At 42.4% G+C, this 20,586-nt stretch carries 19 protein-coding genes; 13 read left to right on the top strand and 6 right to left on the bottom strand.

The features are described from left to right. Both NWE91_02320 and NWE91_02315 read right to left on the bottom strand, forming a co-directional pair. A partial coding sequence (locus tag NWE91_02320) for an ABC transporter substrate-binding protein (GenBank protein MCW3985230.1) occupies nt 1–654 on the bottom strand: 654 nt, incomplete at its 3' end. Nucleotides 655–1,135: 481 nt separating this feature from the next. Beyond that, complete coding sequence (locus tag NWE91_02315; protein MCW3985229.1) at nt 1,136–1,753, bottom strand: hypothetical protein; 618 nt, start codon at nt 1,751–1,753, stop codon at nt 1,136–1,138. A gap of 423 nt (nt 1,754–2,176) precedes the next feature. Here NWE91_02315 and NWE91_02310 point away from each other — a divergent pair, with 423 nt between their 5' ends. The 3 genes from NWE91_02310 to NWE91_02300 all read left to right on the top strand — a co-directional run bounded on the left by NWE91_02310 (nt 2,177) and on the right by NWE91_02300 (nt 4,911). After that, nucleotides 2,177–2,350, top strand: a complete 174-nt coding sequence (locus tag NWE91_02310) for a hypothetical protein (GenBank protein MCW3985228.1) — start codon at nt 2,177–2,179, stop codon at nt 2,348–2,350. A 14-nt stretch (nt 2,351–2,364) separates the two neighbouring features. Beyond that, complete coding sequence (locus NWE91_02305) at nt 2,365–3,786, top strand: DUF2130 domain-containing protein (protein MCW3985227.1); 1,422 nt, start codon at nt 2,365–2,367, stop codon at nt 3,784–3,786. Between the two features lie 450 nt (nt 3,787–4,236). Further along, nucleotides 4,237–4,911 (top strand): hypothetical protein, encoded by a 675-nt coding sequence (locus NWE91_02300; protein MCW3985226.1) that lies wholly within the window; start codon nt 4,237–4,239, stop codon nt 4,909–4,911. Between the two features lie 84 nt (nt 4,912–4,995). On the opposite strand, the gene NWE91_02295 is transcribed toward NWE91_02300, so the two are convergent. Next, the gene (locus tag NWE91_02295) at nt 4,996–5,841 is read right to left on the bottom strand and encodes a hypothetical protein (GenBank protein ID MCW3985225.1); all 846 of its coding nucleotides are present in this window, start codon (nt 5,839–5,841) and stop codon (nt 4,996–4,998) included. Between the two features lie 212 nt (nt 5,842–6,053). Between NWE91_02295 and NWE91_02290 the strand changes: the two genes are divergently transcribed. The 5 genes from NWE91_02290 (at nt 6,054) to hxlB (ending at nt 10,126) form a co-directional block, all read left to right on the top strand. Further along, the gene (locus NWE91_02290) at nt 6,054–6,845 is read left to right on the top strand and encodes a tyrosine-type recombinase/integrase (protein MCW3985224.1); all 792 of its coding nucleotides are present in this window, start codon (nt 6,054–6,056) and stop codon (nt 6,843–6,845) included. 141 nt (nt 6,846–6,986) lie between these two features. Further along, nucleotides 6,987–7,835 carry an ATP-binding cassette domain-containing protein gene (locus NWE91_02285; protein ID MCW3985223.1) on the top strand — a complete coding sequence of 283 codons (849 nt, stop codon included), beginning with the start codon at nt 6,987–6,989 and terminating at the stop codon, nt 7,833–7,835. Beyond that, complete coding sequence (locus NWE91_02280) at nt 7,832–8,650, top strand: energy-coupling factor ABC transporter ATP-binding protein (protein ID MCW3985222.1); 819 nt, start codon at nt 7,832–7,834, stop codon at nt 8,648–8,650. The genes NWE91_02285 and NWE91_02280 overlap by 4 nt, the downstream gene beginning before the upstream one ends. Further along, nucleotides 8,647–9,435 carry an energy-coupling factor transporter transmembrane protein EcfT gene (locus NWE91_02275; GenBank protein MCW3985221.1) on the top strand — a complete coding sequence of 263 codons (789 nt, stop codon included), beginning with the start codon at nt 8,647–8,649 and terminating at the stop codon, nt 9,433–9,435. Before NWE91_02280 ends, NWE91_02275 begins: the two co-directional genes overlap by 4 nt. Nucleotides 9,436–9,532: 97 nt before the next feature. Further along, a complete protein-coding gene (gene hxlB, locus NWE91_02270; GenBank protein MCW3985220.1) occupies nt 9,533–10,126 on the top strand; it encodes a 6-phospho-3-hexuloisomerase in 594 nt (197 codons plus the stop codon). 104 nt (nt 10,127–10,230) lie between these two features. On the opposite strand, the gene NWE91_02265 is transcribed toward hxlB, so the two are convergent. The 3 genes from NWE91_02265 to NWE91_02255 form a co-directional block, all read right to left on the bottom strand. Then, entirely contained in the window at nt 10,231–12,270 is a 2,040-nt protein-coding gene (locus NWE91_02265) for a DUF4910 domain-containing protein (GenBank protein ID MCW3985219.1), read from the bottom strand. 83 nt (nt 12,271–12,353) lie between these two features. Then, complete coding sequence (locus NWE91_02260; GenBank protein MCW3985218.1) at nt 12,354–13,676, bottom strand: TldD/PmbA family protein; 1,323 nt, start codon at nt 13,674–13,676, stop codon at nt 12,354–12,356. Further along, nucleotides 13,673–15,103: a TldD/PmbA family protein gene (locus tag NWE91_02255; protein MCW3985217.1), complete on the bottom strand. Its 1,431-nt coding sequence runs from the start codon at nt 15,101–15,103 to the stop codon at nt 13,673–13,675. Before NWE91_02255 ends, NWE91_02260 begins: the two co-directional genes overlap by 4 nt. Before the next feature lie 162 nt (nt 15,104–15,265). On the opposite strand from NWE91_02255, the gene NWE91_02250 reads away from it, so the two are divergent. The 5 genes from NWE91_02250 to NWE91_02230 all read left to right on the top strand — a co-directional run. Then, nucleotides 15,266–16,888: a hypothetical protein gene (locus tag NWE91_02250; protein MCW3985216.1), complete on the top strand. Its 1,623-nt coding sequence runs from the start codon at nt 15,266–15,268 to the stop codon at nt 16,886–16,888. A gap of 90 nt (nt 16,889–16,978) precedes the next feature. Beyond that, on the top strand, nt 16,979–18,127 hold the full coding sequence (locus NWE91_02245) for a 2-oxoacid:acceptor oxidoreductase subunit alpha (GenBank protein ID MCW3985215.1): 1,149 nt from the start codon (nt 16,979–16,981) through the stop codon (nt 18,125–18,127). Then, nucleotides 18,124–18,945: a thiamine pyrophosphate-dependent enzyme gene (locus NWE91_02240; protein ID MCW3985214.1), complete on the top strand. Its 822-nt coding sequence runs from the start codon at nt 18,124–18,126 to the stop codon at nt 18,943–18,945. Before NWE91_02245 ends, NWE91_02240 begins: the two co-directional genes overlap by 4 nt. Beyond that, nucleotides 18,942–19,466, top strand: a complete 525-nt coding sequence (locus NWE91_02235) for a 2-oxoacid:acceptor oxidoreductase family protein (GenBank protein ID MCW3985213.1) — start codon at nt 18,942–18,944, stop codon at nt 19,464–19,466. The genes NWE91_02240 and NWE91_02235 overlap by 4 nt, the downstream gene beginning before the upstream one ends. A 467-nt stretch (nt 19,467–19,933) precedes the next feature. After that, the coding region (locus tag NWE91_02230; GenBank protein ID MCW3985212.1) for a phosphotransferase at nt 19,934–20,586 on the top strand (653 nt) is incomplete at its 3' end.

The raw sequence follows: 20,586 nt of genomic DNA, 5'->3' as shown, positions 1-20,586 counted from the left end.
GTCCAAGTCCTGTCCAGCCTTGGAGTGGCCTGCAGGATAGACTCGAATGTACTCAGCTGAGCCTGGAAAAGCAGCATCGTAGTATGGGTTCGGCGTCGTGCCCTGTAGGAATCCCTCTGCGTCCAAGGTGGCTGCCGCCGCGACGGGATTATACTCGTACGGATAGTTGGGATACCACATCGACTCATTTCTCCAACCTTTATATGGAGCTGCAATAGGCTGGTCAATCCTTTCGGCAAAACCTTCACACGCTTCCTCTATAATGTATTCTTTGTCAGTCAGCCACGCTAAAGCTTGCCTGAAGCCTTGGTAGTTCGTAGGCGAGCGTATACCAGGATAAGTGGCAATCGTGCAGTTATTGTTGATATCAAACTGGTACATCATAGAATCAGCAACTGGTGCCAACACGATATTCGAGTCGGCGATTGCGTCCTCATAAAGTTCCTCTACGATTTCATAACCAACAATGTCGATTTCTGCAGCCTTTAGGGCAGCATATGCGCTTGAAATGTTACCGTAGAAGTTGATGATGAGATCTTCGGTTCTAGGTCCTCTTGTTGGTGATGCGGCCTTGGCAGCCTCCGAAATTGCTGACAAGGAAAATACCAAAATCAGCGTTAACACTAAAGGACTTACCTTCTCAACTTTTCCCAAAAATTTCTTCTCCCTTTTTTTGTCCACTTTAATACTTTCACAGAGCAATATTAATCATTTGTGTAACATTCTTCTATGAATCCTAAACGGGAGTCATCTGTTCTTTACTTATGATAAGTTCCATAAGTGAAGGAACTTATCATTAAATATCTATTGCGTGAACGCGTGTGCGGTTAGTTTTGTTATGAGCTTACCACTCGTTATAAACTCCTTTAGTATTTTGTTGAACTTGTCTGCTGCGGTAATGGATGGAAGATGACCTTTACCCTTAAATATGTACATTTCAGATCCAGAAATTTTTTCATGCATATGCTCAGCGGCATCCAACGTGATAGAAACTTAGAAATAGTTGACTAGTTTTTAAGTAGCTACTCTTAAAATCCCCTCTTTTTTTGTGTTGCTGAACTCGCAGCTTCGAGCTTGTTCTTCTGTGGAGTCCATGAAAAAAACTCTAACGTTAGAGAAAAAAGAAGGGGTTATTTTATGGTTCTGAGATTTTCCAAATCATGACTTTAACTTGCGCCCATTGTGTATCTGACCGCCCACGCAAAACTGAGATTACATTTGAATCTAGTCGAGACCAAAACAACCCGTAATCAGCTGACCCAATACCATAGCTGTCGTAATCCATACCAATACGCCATTGATGTATGAATCCGCTACCATTCTTGCCAATAACGTAAACAAGAACATTGGTAGTGTTTAGACTGTGCCAGAAGAAATACCGTTCGTCGGGATTGATCGATATCCATCCGCTGTCAAATGCTGGTGCAACCATCCATCCTGACTGGTTCTCTAAAGCTTCCACTTTGTCCTGCAAATCATTCACATGGGACTGCAGTTCACCAAGCTGAGCGTACAATTCAGCAAAGGTGTCGCTAACATTATAGAGTAATGCTGTTTTGTTCACTGGTGTCCCTGTAGTACCATATCTACCAGCAATGTCAACAATATCATAGATGTCAATGTCTCCATCATCGTCAAAATCACGCCAAGGATCATAATCATGTACACCTCTGGGTGAGATGCTTGTTGTTGTTCCTATAAGGAACATTGAACTGAAGAGTATTATCAATAGTGCTAAACTTGTTAGTTTCATAATTCTATATCACCTCCTCTTTTGTTTTTCCTTTGCGATAGCATTAGTCGGAAGACTATAAAAAACGATATAGAAAAAACTTCTAGTTGTCATACTTAAGAGAGCTTTCTTCCGCATTTTGGACAAGCCGCAGGATATTCTTTCATGCTGACTCCGCATAGGAAGCATATGCAGATGTTGCACTGGAGACAATGCCGATTAGCTCCAGTGATTCTTCGTCTACAAAGATAACAAGGCCTGGTTAAACACGCATCAGACATAGTGTCCTCTTTTCAGAAGAGGGTATTTAGAGACTTTGAAGCAACGACAAATGGCAAAACAGAGAGAAGAGTGAAACAGATTTTAGTTACAGAAGCTATGCATGCATAAAGCATTAAAGTGTAACCAGTAGATGTATTACTGTAATTTTGGGGAGTGATTAGCATGGTTTTTGAAATAGAAGAACGAAGCTGGATTAAGGTAAAAACAAAAGACTATGAAAAAGACCACCGTGAGTTAAGTGATGCAATGGAGAAGGCAATTAACTGGTTAGCAACCCAACCAATAGGAACAGAAGTGACCGTGTCAGAAATAACTGTGATAAAGAGAACAGCGTAGAAGGTTTTGAATATATGAGCAAGATTAGCACTTGCCCAATTTGCCAAAACACGATTCTGCCAGACAAGTTAGAAGTAGATGAGGAAATTCTTTCATGGCTCAATCAACTTAGAGAAACTAAGGCTCTTCAATCATGGCTATTCTATTGCAAAACCATACACGGACAGGCAATGAGAGGAACTACAGCACAAATCGTAGCAGAGAATATAGGTGTTTTTCAGAAACAATTCGTTACTGAAATACAATGCATGCAAGAACAACAGAGAAAACTCAAAGATGATATGCAAAAACAACAGATACAATCCAAGGAAGAAATGAGGAAATTAATAGATGAAAACTTAAGCAGACAAAGGGAAATTACCAGTAAAGAATTAACCCAATTCTCGGAAGTGCTGAACAAGATAGCCTCTGGACTTACTGAAAGAGCCTCTGCAATAGAAAGATACCAAATGCACTTCAAAGATGAAATAAGGAATCTAATTGATAAGAACTTGAGTAAACAAAGAGAAACAACCAGTAAAGAACTAACTCAATTTTCCGAAGTCTTGAACAAAATTTCATCTGGACTTACAGAGAGAACATCTGCAATAGATGAACACATAAGAAAACAGACAACTGTAACAAGCACCCAGATGACTCAGTTCTCGGAGACGCTAAACAAAATCGCTTCTGGAGCTGCCGAAAGAACCTCTACTAGTCTAAACGAAATGGCAATAACATTCTCCACCAATATGAGCAAGGTTCAAAATGATATGCTGATGAATTTCACCGACAAATTCGGGGAAATCTCAACAAGACTAACACATATACTAACAGATTTGGCGAGACAGCCTCTTGTCAAGAAAGCGGAAATAAAAGAAAGGGAACTGGTTGAAGAATTATGTGAAGCATGTGAAAAAGACTACATAGAGCGTGTAGGTGGTGCTGGAAAACCAGATATTGTTGCTAAGCCAAAACATGAGGGAGTGGAAATCGGAAGAACAGTTGTTTTTGAAGTTAAGGATACTCAGAGATGGAGTAATAAGTTCATTGACCAACTGAAGAAATACATGGAAAATTACCATACACCTTTTGGTATTCTCGCTACAAAAGACTTACCCGCAGAATCAGAAATCAAAGGCTTTTCGGTCTCAGTTGACCGTTATGGAATAATGTTGATTTGCAAATATGAGTATGGTGCGCTTGCCTATCAGATGCTACGTAAACTTCTCATTGCTCTCTACTTAGAAGGAAAGGAAACAATGGACTTTCAAGCATTGTTCAAAGATGAGGAGATTTTAGGGCTTCTGGAAGAAACAAAAGGATATACTAAATATATCAGAAGTATTCGAAAGAATGTTCGAGACATTGAGAAAGATTTGAGTAGAATGCAAGACGAGCTTGATAAAAAACTTGATGCGGTTACATACAAGATAGCGACGCTTCAGAAGAGTTAATGAGGAAGGGAAAGGTGAAATGGTTGAATTTTCTAGGTTGACAACAATCACATCATAGCAGAAAAGAAGGAATAAATTATGAAATTCGGTACGAAATTATATTTTCTTGCGGCATAAGTCGGGAAGACCTCCAAACATAACAGGTTGGAATCGTCGTTTTCTTGAGGCGTTCATTGAAGAGTAATGCGCCCATAAGTGTTGAACTTGTCACAATCGGCTATATACAATTAATTTATATTATCTCTATCTAGGAGAGAAATAGGCTTCCTTTTGAATCGAAAGCTTGTAAAACATGGTTATTTAAGAGTAGAAGCATAAACTTAAATTGATTTTACAATAGAGGCATAATGTAAAATGAGCTAAAATCTCAGATGGAAGATTGACGATGAAACCCGCTCAATATGGATGTAAAATCTTTGAGTCGCATATGACTAGTGATACTTGAATAAGATGATTAGCACGGAACAGATAATTTTAGTCGGAGTTGGTGGCGTTGTGGTGCTACTTACCTGTCTATTTCTACTGTTGTTCTATCCAAGATTAAAGAAGCTTACAATACGGAAAAAAAGTGAAGTTCCGATGCAACAGGGAACGTATGTCAATTATAAGGAATCAGAAGAAACAACCGAAGATAGAACCTTAGCAAGAGAGTTAATCTTCGAAAGTATCATTCGTGAATATGAGTTAGGATTTGTGCGACTCAGACATCTGGACAATAAGGCAACTAATTTAGTTAGCGTTTCAGGCATAGTCCTGGGATTATTGACAGGGGTTGGTGGACTTTTCCTGACAAGTTCGAGCCAACAGATTGATCTGAGCAACATAAGTACTATAATTCTTCTTTGGGAAATATTCTTCTTTGTAATTTCCTTAACATTTGGACTGCTATCATTAAGGATACGGTACTATGTTCACTTTTACATATCAACCGAAGATTTTGACAAGTATAGAGGGATGAGCAAAAACAATATTTTGGAAATTCTGCATAAAGGTTATGCAAATGCAGTTCAAAGAAACGGCAAAGTAAGTAATGAGAAGATGGATGCGATAAATCGAAGTTTCTCTTTCTTGTATCTTGGTATAATTCTTCTATTCGTATTTGGCCTTTCATTGATTTTTGCATAAATCTGCGCGCGCAATATTTGAAATACTCTAAGATCTCTTATAACATTAGAGGAATAATGTAGAACAAGCAGAGAATGAATTAGGTTAATCCTCTTCTAATGCGAACTCAAATTCCTGCAAAACCAGTGCACTTTCGATTACGAAGTTTATGCAAAATTTAACATCTTCAGGTTTTGGTAGGCCTTTAGAACCTCTTTGAATCCTCTGAATATTGTATCCTCCTGATATTTTAAGTATAAAAGGTGTAAGTAATCGAAATCTAGCATATCTCCTGTAATCTAAATCTAAACTAAGAAGTTTCATCGCTTCTTGAAGAGCTTCAACAGAATCTTTTATCTTATCAATAAACCTTCCTAAGTCGCCCTCAATCTTCATGAAAAAACTATCCAAAAAACTTAATCGTTCACCAAAGAAGAAAGGAGAGCGGCCAAATTTGTCTTTTTTACTCCTTTCATACTCGTCCACTAATTGAGCAAAAGCTAAAGCAACATTATCTAATGCATCTTCGATTTTACCTTCTTCTAACAGATCCTGAGCTTTTACCAGACTATTTTTTGCATCTACATATTGGACTAATTCAATCAGCGATATATCTGAGAAATCAATCCCAAATACGATGGGCGTGTTCTCTACAAAGAAATTTGTTGCAGTAGCTCTGAAACCTTCAAGGGCCAACTTAGATGGTGGAATACCCGAATGTTTTAAGCCAACTCTCGCTGTATTTAATTGTCGAGCAGACTCTTTCTGAGTGAGTCCGGTACCACCTATTCTTGGTTTCAACAGTTCCCAATAATCCATGAAATTTGCTCCACTCTTACCCTTGTCTAAATGTTCAGAAGCAAGTTCTAAGAAGAGCTCAATTGAATCATGAAACATCAGGACTGACACAGTACAGGCAGGTTCTGGTTTTGTAGACTGTTCAACTGCCAAAGTGTACAAATACTTTATGAAAGCTAACCTTTTAATAGCCTCTTCAGTCTTAATTCTAATTCCCTCGTTTATCCCGATATCGTAGAATTAGTTAAGTCTTTCCAAGTAATCTATTTTGTTAATCTCTCCATTGAGTCATCAACATAATCTTAAATGAAGTCTTTGCAGTATAATATTTTGAGCCTAGTAAGGCTAGGCTAACTGGTGAAAAGATGCAAAGTCTGACGGAACAACATGGAAACAAAGGGAAAGAAGGTTATTGGAACGACAGAAGTTTTCATAGGCGTTCTATAGAAGATTTGGAAGTGCGAAGTTTCTGTGGCATGCAAATATTCTATGACATGATGGAAGCTGCAGAGAATAAGGATCGCTATAGCCCTTATGAATATCCGTATTGCAGTGAAAGAGATAAGGCTCTCTTGTCTTGTCTCTTTGAAACTGGAGGCCGAGAACTAGAGGTTGCTATGCTACGCAAAGAAATGTTTGACGTAGATGAAGAGTTCGTAATTGTCAGAGACATGCCATTGGTTAAACGCTATAAAAGAACAAAGCTAACCGACAAAGCCACTGGAGAAGTCATTGTAGTTACTAAGTCGGTAAAAGATTTTAGAACCCTTACCTTCAAACGTGATGAACCTCTAGCTGAATTTGTAGTCCAATGGATAGATCAAGTAGAAGATTACTTATTCCCCTCAAGACGCAATGGCAGATATCCACACTTACACCCGACAAGAATCTACCAAATCATAGACGATCTAAGCCTAGTAGCAGGACACAACCAGCAAATCATAGACAGAGAAGGCAAATTGATAATGCGGAACGGTGAACCAATAACTAGAGGCGCTATGTGGCCACACAGAATTAGAAGCGAAAGAGCAAGCTATCTGGGATCAGTGCTAAAGTGGAATCTAGAGAAGATCATGCGGTTCTTCGGTTGGAAAACTACAGAGATAGCCATGCGATACGCACACAAATCTGTCGAAGATATGAAAACGTGGTTTTAGAATATGTGGCCGTCAATGTCTCAAAACCTTCTTTCGTTTAAGAGTAGATACAAAGTATGGAAACTGAGGAATAGTTGACTAGTTTTTAAGTAGCTACTCTTAAATGAAAGAAAGTTTCGCAGTTATGGTGAGCGACCTAGGTTGGCAGTCATCAAAGCTAAAGGCTTAACATACACTTATCCAAACGCCACAAAACCTGCTATTCAAGAAATCTCCCTGAAAATCGAAAAAGGCGAGTTCGTCATCTTAACAGGCCCAAGCGGATGTGGAAAAACCACTCTGTGCCGATGCCTTAACGGTTTGATTCCACACTTCTATCAAGGAGATCTAGAAGGCGAAATTCAAGTGGTCGGCCTAGACGTAGCGGACACTCCAATTCACAAACTTGCCTCTCACGTTGGACTTGTATTTCAGAATCCAGAAAATCAACTGTTTGCCCTGTCTGTTGAAAAAGATGTTGCGTTCGGGCTAGAAAACCTTGGTGTCCCAAGAAAAAAAATGCGCGAACAGGTGGATTGGGCCCTGGAGATCGCTGGCATCTATGACCTGCGAGAAAGAGCACCACACGAGCTTTCTGGAGGACAACAGCAACGAGTAACCATTGCAAGCATCATAGCAATGCACCCTGAAATTATGGTGCTGGACGAACCAACCTCCTTTCTAGACCCTCTGGGCGCCCAAAAAATCTTCAAAGTCATAGATGAACTGAACAAGTCTTTAGGTATGACGGTGATCTTGGTTGAGCACCGATTAGATTTGGCGGCAAGATACGCCAACCACGTTATTGTAATGGATAAAGGAGAAATTGTCTTAGATGGCGACCCCAGAACGGTTTTAAACTCTCAAAAAGCTCGTTTACTAGGGGTTGGAATACCGAAAGCAACAAGACTCTATCAGATTCTTAAAGAAGAAAACGGATTGAGCACAGAAAAAGTGCCCGTGACAGCAGACGAAATCGCAGTGCTCTTGCGGGAGGTTTTGAAAACGTGATAGAAGTCGAAGACGTTCATTTCACTTATCCAATAGGTGTCGAGGCGCTGAGAGGCGTCTCTCTAACAATCAAAGATGGCGAGTTTATAGCTATAATGGGTCAAAATGGTGCTGGAAAAACAACATTAATAAAACATTTTAATGGGCTGCTGAAACCGACAAAGGGGGAAGTTTTAGTTGATGATGTAAACACGAAAAACACAAGTGTAGCTAAGCTCGCTAGAAACGTGGGATTTGTCTTTCAAAATCCTGATAATCAACTTTTCTGCGAAACGGTGGAGGAAGAAGTTGCTTTTGCCCTCAAAAATTTTGGCTTCAAAGAAACTACATGGAAAAAGAGAGTAACGTGGGCTCTGAACCTGCTAGGGCTAACAGAATATCGGAAAACTTCGCCTTTCATGCTAAGCGGAGGTGAAAGAAAACGCGTTGCTTTAGCGTCTGTACTTGCGTGGAACCCAAAAGTTGTGGTAATGGATGAACCTACAATAGGACAAGACTACCAGCAGAAAGAAATACTTCGCCAATTCATAATCCAATTGAACACCCAAGGAAAAACCGTTGTAGTAGTTACTCATGATGTAGAGTTTGTGGCGGAATGTAACCCTCGTGTTATATTAATGTCTGAAGGAAAAATTGTCGCAGACGGTGTCGGGAACAAAGTACTCACAGATGTTGACCGTTTAACTCAAGCTTCCATAGTACCACCGCAAATAACTCAAATTTTCATTAAATTAGCAGATTTTGGACTACCAGTTAACGTGATTGACATTTACGAGGCAAGAGAAATTTTGCTTAAACGGTTGGGTAAAAAATGAGCGTTTTTGATGGCTTAAGGTTTAGAAGAGTTTCGTCACCCATCCACGTGCTGGATCCGCGAATCAAGTTTCTCTATGTTTGCTCAATTTTCGTAATTGCCATAATTTTCTGGGAGTTGCTCCCACTGCTCATCTTGTTTCTGATGCAGATTCCATTTGTTCTTTTGGCACGTGTTCAGAAAGAATGGGTACGGTCTCTCAGAGGAGCAGCATTTCTAGCTGCGATTATTTTCAGTACAAACATCATTTTCAGATTTATATATGCAAACTACACGTTAACGGCTCACGATGTTGAATATGCTTCAGCGATGATGTTGCGCTTCGTGGTGCTTGTCGAGTCTTTCTCAATATTCTTTCTAACTACCTCACCAGACCATTTGGGCTTGGCTTTAGAACAAAGCCACGTTCCATACGAGTTCTGTTTCGCTTTCACCACCGCTGTACGGTTCGTTCCGGTCTTAGCTGATGAGGCCCAAACGATTATGGATGCTCAGAAGTCGAGGGGACTAGAGCTTGAGAAGGGCAATTTTTTGAAGAGAGTACGAAACTACATTCCAATTCTCATCCCTCTAATCATCAGCGCCATCCGTAGAAGTCTCGAGCTTGCAGAAGCTATGGAATCAAGGGCTTGGGGTGCCATTGAGAAACGTACTAACCTGTACATTTTGAAAATAAGGAAAGCTGACTATTTGCTAATTCTAATTTCCATTCTTATACTGATTGTCGGTGTTTACATAAAGTTTTACGTGTTTGTACCATCATTTTCCGACTTTTTAGGGCTGTAAAACTTCCGCGAAAAACTCATACTGTTAAACTAAACGGTAACCACAAGATTTTTAAAAAGTAGGAAAGTATTGCCTCTTTCGGCGAAAAAGATTGAAGATGCTGGAAGCCGCAGCAAAGGAAATCCTCGCAGGCGCACAAAAAGCCATAGCATCACTGGATGCTGACCAAGTAGAAACGATGCTAAAGATGATAATCAAATCCCAAGACAAGAGAATCTTCATTGTAGGCATGGGCAGAAGCGGGTTTGTCGGCCGTTCCTTCGCGTTGCGCTTGATGAATCTAGGGTTTAATGTGTATTTCTTAGGCGAGACTATAACACCAGCAGCGGGAAAAAACGATTTAGTCATCGCCATCTCGGGAACTGGCATGACGAAGATGGTGTTAAGCGCAAGTACGGCTGCAAAGGATGTTGGTGCAAAGGTCATCGCTGTTACTACTTATGACAAGTCTTCTTTGGGAGACATCGCAGACCACGTGGTTGTTCTTACAGGTCGAACAAAGATGGGCTGGCCCAGAGAAGAGAATTATCTTTCAAGACAGATCTTGGGGGAACGTGAACCCTTAAGTCCTCTCGGCAGTATCTTCGAAAATAACTGCATGATATTTCTTGACAGCTTTATTGTAGAGCTTATGTACCGTTTAAATAAGACCGAGGAAGAATTAATGCAAAAACATGCGACAATAGAATAGAGGCAGATGCGATGAGGGCTAAATGGAAAAAGAAACGAATGAAGCGGGAGAAGAGAAAGCGGCAGCGGCGAAGGAAGAGGTACAAATAATCCTCAGTTTTCCGTTTAGCTATCAGCCAAGGAAACAAAATTTGCCTTTTCAAGATCATGTACAAATTTCAACACGTGTTCTGCACTTGTTTCACCGTACTCCGCTGAAACTGCCCTTGTAATCTTGTACACTGTGCGTTTTCCGTCCATAAAATTTAAGATTTCATACGTTTTCTTTCTGAAGCCTTTGTCTTTCTTTCCAATCTTCTCATACCATTCGTACTCTTTCTCGCCCAACGCTTTCTTCAAAGCGTCTACATTAAGGGGGCCTTTGAACAATCGTTTTGGAGTTAAAATTTTTGCTTCTCTTACTGCTTCGCTTTCTTTCAGCTGAGTAGGAAGAGTGATTTTTGCCATTTTCGTGGCATGGGCTAGGGTTTCTTTGAATCGTTCAATTTCAAGTTGGCTATAACGCTCTATGTCTTCCGTGTATTTAGTGATGATGTTTTCTAACTCTGGGCTACCTCCTAGCCTTTTCACCGAGTTTATTGCCTTTTTTTCCCGCCAAACTATATGCTCCACTTTATTCTTGAAGTTGAATGCTGTTTTGGCAAGTTCTTCTGCCAACTCGGCAGAGTCAAAGCTGTTCTTCTTCTGGAACAAAGTTGTAACAGCTTCTTCGGCTGCTTCCCGCACTCTAGCCATCGCTCCCCACCTCGTTAGGTTTGCCATGAAAATTGCATCTCCAACAGTGGCGTTGGCAAGGGTTAAGGCTGCAACCATGGCTATCCAGCCGACACGTTTTAAGCTGTTTTCGCTAACTTTGTCAATTGAATCCATGCTTGAATGGTAGTAAAGGTCTGGCCACTGAAGCAGCATGATGCATGGAACGCCAAAGGTGGAGTCGTTGAATTCTGCATGGTCGCTTCCACCGCTGAAGGCGTTGATGGAGTATCGGAATGTGGATGCTGAGCCAAATGCTGTTTTCGGGTCAAACGCCTCTACTGAGCGTTCAAGGAGGCTGAAAACGTAGTCGTTTAGGTACGATGGATTAGAATCTGGAGTTTTGTCTAGGTTGAGAGTAGACTTGCAGAGCTCTTGATTTTGACCTACCATGTCAAGGTTTATACCAGCTACTAACTTGGGCGCTAAATCTTCATGGTGATATAGAAACGCGATTGTACCGAAAGTTTCCGGTACCCAAAGAAAGCGTATGGTTCTTGCTGGTCTCTCAATTTTGCCAGACTCTATAAGCCTTTGTATGGCGCGGGCGATTTCTAGAAGTAAGCCGCTGCCAGAGGCGTTGTCGTTTGCGCTTGGTTTTGGATGACAGAGATGTGCAACTAGAAAGATTTCTTCGTTTGGCTTTAGGTTGCCTTGTATTGTAGCTGTTACGACGTCTAAGTTGCCGGGGAATAGTTTCGCGTCGACTTTGGCTTTCAACATTACAGACTTGTCGGCTTTGAGTAAAGCTCGCAAGTGGTTTCCTTGTCGCTTACTGAGGGAAAAACCGAAACTCACCTTGTTTAATTCTTCCTTTGTAGGCCAGATGGATTGGTAGGCGTGGGCATCAGGTATGTCAACGCTTTCCCGAACGTTTTCCATCTCATGCGTTATGGTGTCAGTTATGACCCCAGCGGCGCCATACTTGTAGACTGCTTGTTCATGAACCTTTTTTGCTCTACCAGTTGCCAAAACGAATTTGCCTCTTACGTCCTTTCCCTCATAATGTTTTGGCTTGGTTCCTTCGCCTACATCAATTAGCTCGGCTGTTATGCCTTCAGTTGGTGTGGCTCTACTATAAGCGTGGAGACACGTGGGCACATCTTCGTATCTGACAATGAGCTTCTTTTCAGGTTCAACTAAGTGTAGTTCGGCGCTTTTGACTTCCCAGCCAATTGGAGAAGTCCACGTCCAATATTTTTTAGCGCCATCTGAGGTGAATTGTTCGATTTTGGCATCTTTGAAACCGAGACTGTACAGTGTGTCTCTGACGTATTCAGCGGCTTTGTGAAACATTGTGGATGCTTGAATTCGGTGGAAACAGGTGATTTGGGCGACGTAAGATTTGGCAACTTCTCCGGAAAGTTCATCTTTCACTATCTTTTCAAACATTATTTTCACGGAAAACCCTCTGTTCCTCACCAACCACTCTTGCGTGTTTAAGATTTTTGCAAAAGGAAAAGGGAAAAAAGCGGTTACTTTGGCCTTGTTAATTGTATGTCTTTTGCCAGAACGTATGGCGCTAGTGATGGGGGTTCAGCTTCAAGCCACCAATGTACATGCTGCCTTTCCTTTGATATACCTGTGATTTGGCTTAGTAGTCTAAGGGCGTTGTCGCTTAGCCGCAAGTCTTTCAATGACTGCTTAATCTCACCGTTTTCTATTAGGAATATACCGTCTCGCGGGATTGTGGAAAAGTCTCCAGTTGCGTAGTTTTGAAATCGGGTATACCACGTGTTAGTGAGGTACAAGCCACGTTTTACTTGGCTGAAAAGCTCATCTTTGCTCATATCGCCTGGATCCATTTCAATGTTCCACGCTGCCGGCTGCACCAATCCAGCGTTGCCCGTTGTTTTAGTCTTGAAGATTTTTGCAGTTGACGTATTGTGAAGGTATGTCTTAAGCACGCCTTTATCTATGAATACGTTCTCCTGAACAGGAAAACCTTCATCATCAAAGACACGATTATTTACCGAGTACTCGGCAGGTTTATCCCGCAGTGTAACTATGTCAGACGCAACTTTCTGGCCAAGTTTCTTCACAAACACCGACAACTGAATCATAACGCTATACGCAGATGCCATTCCACCCCAAGTGCCCAACATTGAACCAAAGAACAGTGGGTCAAAGATAACGTCATATCTGCCATCCTCGCCTTGCTTTGGATTCCTAGCTAACTTCGCGATTTTGCCAGCTTTTTCTCCAGCTTTAGAAGGGTTGAAATCCTTTAGTGACGAACAACAGTCTACGCCGTGTCCTGAGGCGCCTCTCTGCGAGAACGCTCTGATTGACAACTCGATTGCCGACCTTGCATCTTGCCCAGTCGGACCTTCAGAAGAGACAAGGTAAACGTCTTCATACTTCGTGTAGAGGATGCCTCCCGCGTCGACTTCTCCGGCTTCTTTTTCTGCTGCTTCTATAGCCTCGAAGACGTATTCAGAGGGGTTTTCCAGTTCTCGGAGCTTCTTGTCTGCCGTTGCCTTTGGGTATTTGAATGTACCTTTGGCTATTCCGCCGTACGTTGGGTTTTCCTTTGACACCTTAGCTAGCTTGAATAGTTGTTCTATGGTTTTGTCTGTGTTTTGGAAGTTTCGTATTTGGGTCGCGACTAATCGTTTGTTCCATGCTAGTGCAACGTCTGTTACATAGTCGTTCCATGCCACTGTGATGTCTATTTGGTTGTTGCTGAACCGTGTTTGTCTGTACAGTCCAAAGGTTGTTTTGGCGAGAACTTCATCTGCGCCTAGAGTTTTACCTTTCTTTATTATGGCTTCTGTTTTCGCTAAGACTTCGCTCATTTTACGTACACCTCTCCTAAACGAATAACTGGACCGCCTGTATAGACCGGAATTCCCTGCATCGGGTCGCCTTTACCACATGTTGCCGCGTCAAATTCAACCTTTTTAGATATAGCGTCAACACTGCTCCACCAAGTCTTGGTAGAGGTTTCGATAACAGGTCTTGCAACCGGATGTTTCAGTTCTCCGTTTTCTATTAGGTAGGCCTCTTTGCCTACATAGCGTTGATTGAAGCGTCTATCGTCTATGTTCCATTCTGTGAAGGATTTCATGTAGATTCCATGTTTTACATCTTCGATAATTTCTTCTTCTGTCCAGTCGCCAGGCAGCAAGAAGGTGTTCGCCATTCGCACAATGGCTTCTCTAGAATAACTATTTGCCCTAGAAGAACCGTTACTTCTCGTGCCAAGTTTGGCTGCAGTTTCTCTGTTCTGTAGGAACTCGTTTATTATGCCATCTTTATACAGGTATCTTTGTCTTGCTTTGATTCCTTCGTCATCATACTCATAGTAGCCATAACTGTTTTTTACAGTTGGGTCATCTACTATGGTCACTATGTCGTTGCCAATTCTAGTCCCTATCCAGTATGGACCTCCAAGATATATGAAGGAACGTCCTGCCTGGCTCATTTCTCGTCCGAGTATGCGATCTGCTTCAATTGGGTGCCCACAAGACTCGTGGGAGGCAATGCCTGTAACTTCTCTTCCGCAAACTAAATCCATCTTTCCAGGTTTGACAGCTTTTCCTTCTTTGATTAACTTTTGCAGAACCTTCGCGTCATGGAGCAGTGCCTCAGTCATCTTCCACTCGTCAAAAGATTCCCATCCTCCGCTACGTCCAAATTGCTTGTAAGCTTGTTCTGGCTTGCCATTTTCAACTACGGTTATGAAGGCGAAGGCTGCTATTTGTGGCACGAAGGACGAAATTGCTGAACCTTCAGAGTTCACAAAGTATTTTTCTATGAGGTTTATTGAGCAAACCATAATTCTTCCAGGAATTTTAATTTCTTGAGACGCAAGGGTTTTGTCGATTTCCATCAACTCATCTATCTTCTTTTCCGGCGGAATATCTTCAATCTTTTCTTTCTGTTCAACACTCCATTTCGTTTTGACGCCTTTTTCGTCTGCAAAGGTAATCTTGTCTTTGCGCCTTGCCATCAGGGCAAACCTGTACGCCGTCTCCACGACTGTTTTTACTTCATCTTTTGTCCATTTGTTAGTTGACGCAAAACCAAGTCCGCCATTGGCTAGTATTCTTACACAGAACCCGCTGTCGAAAGTTGAGACAAAAGCGTCTAGAGCACCGTTTTTAATCACCAGTTCTTCGTGTTTTGTGCTGTGGGCTCTTGCTTCTGCGTACTCGACTTTCTTGCTTCGGGCATAATTCAATGCATAGTCCACTATGTCCTTATCCAAACGTGTTTTCACCTATGCTTAACCTAGCTAATGTACAAGGGTAAATATGTTTCCAAAAGAAATCTTCAATTTGCGATTCGATTCTGATTCAGAATCCTTACCGCTTCTTCATAATGATTATTGCCCTCACATAACAACCTAGATATGAAGTTTCACTGTGCGAAGGAACAACCATTGTCCATGAAGGTAGCTAAAACGCTGATGTTCTTGCCTCTGCTAGCCTGTATTTTAGCCTCTTCGCTTACCATCATCGCCTCAGGTCTTATCTACGAGAAGGATTGGACTTTTACCTACATCAACGAGCCACCTTATGGCAACTGGACTTTTACGCGCAGACCAGTTAGCCCCATGAAGATTAATGCGTCTCAGATTCAAATTGGCGCCAACTCGACATATGTCTACACCTTAGCCGCAAATCACACTTATCACGTCTATTGCTACGGAGATTGGATAAATGACGAGGCTACACCAGAAACCGACTACGACCTATACGTCTACAACCCCCAAGGAGAACTAGAGGGCTATCACACTGAAGCCGCCGGCTTGCCTGAACACTTAGGAACCACCGTAGACCAGCCTTTTTTCACGCCAAAGTATTCGGGCAACTACAGCTTCGTCATCCGAAACGACCCCAGAGAAAGCCAAGCTGCAGACCCCGCCACACTCATGGCGATTGAGCATGTCAAACCAAATATGTGGCACAGCCGTTTCATCGAAGGAAAACAGGGAAACATGCCCGTGGAAAACACTAGCTGGGCATACGAGTTCACTGCCAGCAGCGAACGCATTGAAATTCAAGTCGAAGTACCTGACACTTTGGATATGTACGAGGCAAGACTGTATCTTATGGCAAACCCTGCAAACAATATAGGCGAACGGTTGAATGATGTTCCCTTGGCTTGGGAGCCTGGACTCTATGGCGAAATAAGTGGTTCTTTTGGCGGATACAACCTAGACAGCGAAGGTCCTAGAGGCGAAGCTTATGCGAGCTGCGAGTATTTTGGACAAGACATGTTAATCAACTACACAACGCCGTACAAGGAAGAAAGTCTCTACCACCTCGTTTTAATCGGCGAATTTGGCACTGGAAACGTGAGTTTCAGGATTAAAACAAACTTTGGCGATTCGGTGTTACAACTAGCAACTCCCATTCAGAAAGTCTATCCAAACAACGAAACCGTTATCACCGCAGTTTCAAACAACTCCAACATTCAGCAAGCTTTCCTCTACTATTCCATCAACAACTGGAACACATCCACTGTTACAGAGATGCTGGTAAGCAACCGCACTTGCAACAGAACAATTTCTGGACAAGAAGCTGGCATAACCGTGGATTATCATGTGGAAGCCTTTGATTTCCTCGATAACATGATGAACCTTAACGGCAGCTACACAGTAAAGCACCCAACCCATGTGAATTTCACTTTAAACAGTGAAGCCATAGCGCTTGGAGAAAACATGTCAATAAACGGCTTCGCGCGACCCGCGCCAGAAAGTGAGGATGCACGTGTAAAACTAGTTTTCACATCTTCAAACGGTTCGATAGCTGAACAAATCTGCTACACACAAGCAGACGGAAACTTCTCTGCCAGCTTTAGACCACCGTTTCTTGGCCCTTGGAGTGTACAAGCACAGTTCGTGGAAGACGACGTGCGATATGAATCCTTCAGCGATATCTTTCAGTTTGTTGTCGTAGAACCTTCTTTCATGATCAAGTATTCGATGTATATTTATGCTGGTGTCGGCGCAGCGGTTACGGTAGCAATTATTGTGGTTATGATTCGAAGAAGACAGTAGCACGCAACTATTCTACATAGGTTTTTAGCTATTCAGATAAATCTTTAAGCTAGACAGTGGACACAAACAAAACACCTAGGAGATACGAGAATGGCTAAACAATTCTCTCCAGGCATGCATTTCATGCAAGGAAACAAAGCCTTAGCCGAAGCTGCAATCATTGCTGGATGCAGATTTTTTGCTGGCTACCCGATTACTCCCGCCAGTGAAATCGCTGAGCACATGGCAAAGCGTCTTCCACAAGTTGATGGAATCATGATTCAAATGGAAGATGAAATAGCTTCGATGGCGGCTTTGATTGGAGCAAGCTGGACAGGCGCCAAGGTGATGACCGCAACTTCTGGTCCTGGCTTCAGTCTCATGCAAGAAAACATTGGATATGCTTTCATGACTGAAACTCCATGCGTTATAGCTGATATCCAAAGAGCTGGACCAAGCACGGGACAGGCTACGAAGTGTGGTCAAGGCGATGTTATGCAGGCTCGCTGGGGCACCCATGGGGACTATGCATCTATTGTGTTATCTCCGAATTCGGTGCAGGAAATGTTTGACCTAACCGTTCGTGCTTTTAATCTGGCTGAGAAATATCGCACACCCGTTATTTTACTTGGTGACGAAATTGTAGCTCACATGAGAGAGCAAATGTCTGTATCACCTCTAGAAGAAATAGAGATCATTGACAGACGGAAGCCGAAACCTGGAGACGAGTCATTCTTTGGTGGTGAGGAGGTACCACCTATGCCGTCCATAGGTGAAGGTCACAACGTTGCTGTGACGGGTTCAACTCACGACGAGTTTGGAATGCGTTTCACAGCAGACCCGGAAGTTCACCGCCGTCTTGTAACGCGGCTTGTCGGAAAAATCAGGAATAACGCTGAATCATTAACGGATTTCGAAGCCTTTAATATGGATAGCTGCGAGGTTGGCGTTGTCACTTTTGGAAGTACTTCTCGTGCAGTTTATAAGGCAGTAGAAATGGCCACAGAGAGCGGGATTAAAGCTGGTTTTATTAGGTTGAAGACGATTTGGCCTTTTCCTGAAAAACCCATCCAAATGATGGCGCAGAAAGCTGAGACAATTATTGTACCTGAGATGAACTTGCAGCAGATTTTCTTTGAGGTACAGAGAGTTGTTTGTGGTGCTGCAGAAGTTGTTTCTGTTAACAAGATTGGTGGCGGAGAAATGTTGACGCCTGAGGAACTTTTTTATGAAATCAAAAGGAGCGTGGAGAAACAATGAGCGAAGCTTTTTCCAGCAAAAATTATCTTCGAGATATACGGTTCCCCTTCTGTGCAGGATGCGGCGGCACTACCGTGGCTACTTGTTTTCTCAGGGCTGTTCACGAGCTTGGTCACCGAGATCTCCAAGGATTCGTCTTCTGCAGCGGCATCGGTTGTTCTTCGTGGATTCCATCACCACACTTTAAGGCAGATTCTATCCATACTACACATGGGCGAAGCATTCCAGTCGCGACCGGCATCAAGCTTATGCGACCTGACTTGGATGTGGTTGTTTTTGGCGGCGACGGTGACATTGTCGGAATAGGGTTAAGCCATTTGATCCACGCGGCGAGAAGAAACCTTGATATTACCGTGATTATGGTGAACAATATGATTTATGGCATGACTGGTGGACAAGTTGCTGCAACAACTCCTTTGAAGACGAAAACCACTACTACTCCTTACGGCGGCTTTGAACGCCCCTTAGACGCCGTTCACCTCGTCGTCTCTGCGGGAGCATGTTATGCTGCACGGTCGACTACAGCGCACGTAAATCAGCTAAAAGAAGCCATTAAGAAGGCGTTAACCACGAAAGGTTTCAGCTTCGTTGAAGCAGTAAGTCAGTGCCCAACTGCTTATGGTCGCCGTGTTGGTTTCAAGAACGCTGGAGAGATGCTTCTTTGGTTAAAGAAGCAAAGCATAACGGTTGAGGAGGCAGAGAAGCTAACTGAAAAGGAACTAGAAGAGAAGATAGTTGTCGGCGAATTCGCTTCCAGAAGGCATCCATCTTTGACTGAAAACATCCGAGCAATGTCAAAGGAGGCAAAGAGGCGATGACTAGTGTTGAAGTGCGAATCTGCGGACTCGGAGGACAAGGAGTCGTCCTTGCAGGCCAAATACTTGGGCGTGCTGCAGTCTACGACGGAAAAAACGTGGTGCAAACCCAGAGCTACGGAGCAGAAGCCAGAGGAAGCGCCGCAAAAAGCGAAGTAATAATCTCAGACCAGAAAATAGGCTATCCGATGGTGAGAAAATGTGACATCCTCGTGGCAATGAGCCAGAGCGCCATAAATGCACATATTAAGGACTTGAAAGAAAACGCCACCTTGCTAGTCGATAAAGATTTAGTGAAGCAAATCCCAGAAATCAAAGCCAAAGTCTATAACCTGCCAACAACCAAAGTTGCTGAGACACAATTAAGATCTAAAATGTACGCAAATGTCGTAATGCTCGGCGCATTAACAGAAATCACCAAAATCGTAAGTAAAGAAGCTATGAAAAAAGCCATCACAACCAGCGTCAGAGCAGACACTACAAAAACAAATCTTTGCGCCTTCGAAGAAGGCATCAACCTGTAAAATGCACATGTCACGCAGTCTAAGAAAACAACCCATATTTGAGGTTTATAGGGAGCCTATTTGATTCCCAAATAAAACCTAGAGAGGTTTAGCCACAAATGCATACACCGAAACCCACAATCATATTTGGAGCCCTTCTGGAAGGGTTTAAACCAATCCCCTTTTTTCAAAAGAGTCGTCTAGCTTGGACACTGACCCTAGTGGAGATATCACCCAATCTCCTCTTTTTTCTAAGCATGTTGATCTTTCAGAAACTAAGTAGCATTATTCGAGCACCTGTAGTATAGTCCGGTTAGAACTGCCTAAGATGGAGATATCTCCCGAACTCCCCATTTTTTCTGGCTTCTGACATCTTATGCATAAGAAAAGAGATAGATGCTAAAGGCCAAATACAGGCATAAGTAATTTAGGAGATATGGAGATAACTGGTTTAAAAATCGCGCGCGCGATCTGGTGCATTGAAGAACATGAAAAAAGTAATGGAATTGCTAAAGGAGCATTTTGGAATTGAGAATGCTACTTCAAAAAAAGTAGAGGGTTATGGAAAGAATATTAATTTTCAAGTATGTACTGCTCAAGGAGAGAAGTTTGTTTATAAACAATATCAAACTGAATTGGGGTTATATGAACTACTGGATGCAGAGAACCAAGCACTTCAGAAACTTTTGCACCAATCGACAAATTCTTACCCTACTCCTGTAAGAAACCTGAAGGGCAAGTTTCTTTCCACCATTGAAAATGGTAAGCAATTAATCAGAATGCTCACTTTTGTTGAAGGAGAACTCCTAGCTGAAGTTAAGCACTCAACAGACCTTTTTCAATCCATTGGAAGATTCCTTGCCCAGATGAACAAAACATTGCTCGATTTTTATCATCCAGCAATTGGAGCCCGACAACTAGATTGGGACTTGCAGCATTGCCTCAATAATCGAAAATATATCAAGTACATTGGAACGCCGCATCAGCGAAAACTAGTCGATTATTTCTTCCTCCAGTATAGTGAAATTGTCCTTCCTGAGATGCCAAATTTGAGGAGGTGTGTTATCCATTCAGATGCAAACGACTGGAACCTACTGGTCCGGGATGATAAGATTTCTGGAATCATAGATTTTGGTGATAT

Source organism: Candidatus Bathyarchaeota archaeon (assembly GCA_026014805.1).
In the GTDB taxonomy this organism is placed as follows: Archaea; Thermoproteota; Bathyarchaeia; order Bathyarchaeales; family SOJC01; genus JAGLZW01.
Note: the sequence above shows the minus strand (reverse complement) of the source record. Positions and strands in the feature narration are given on the sequence as shown.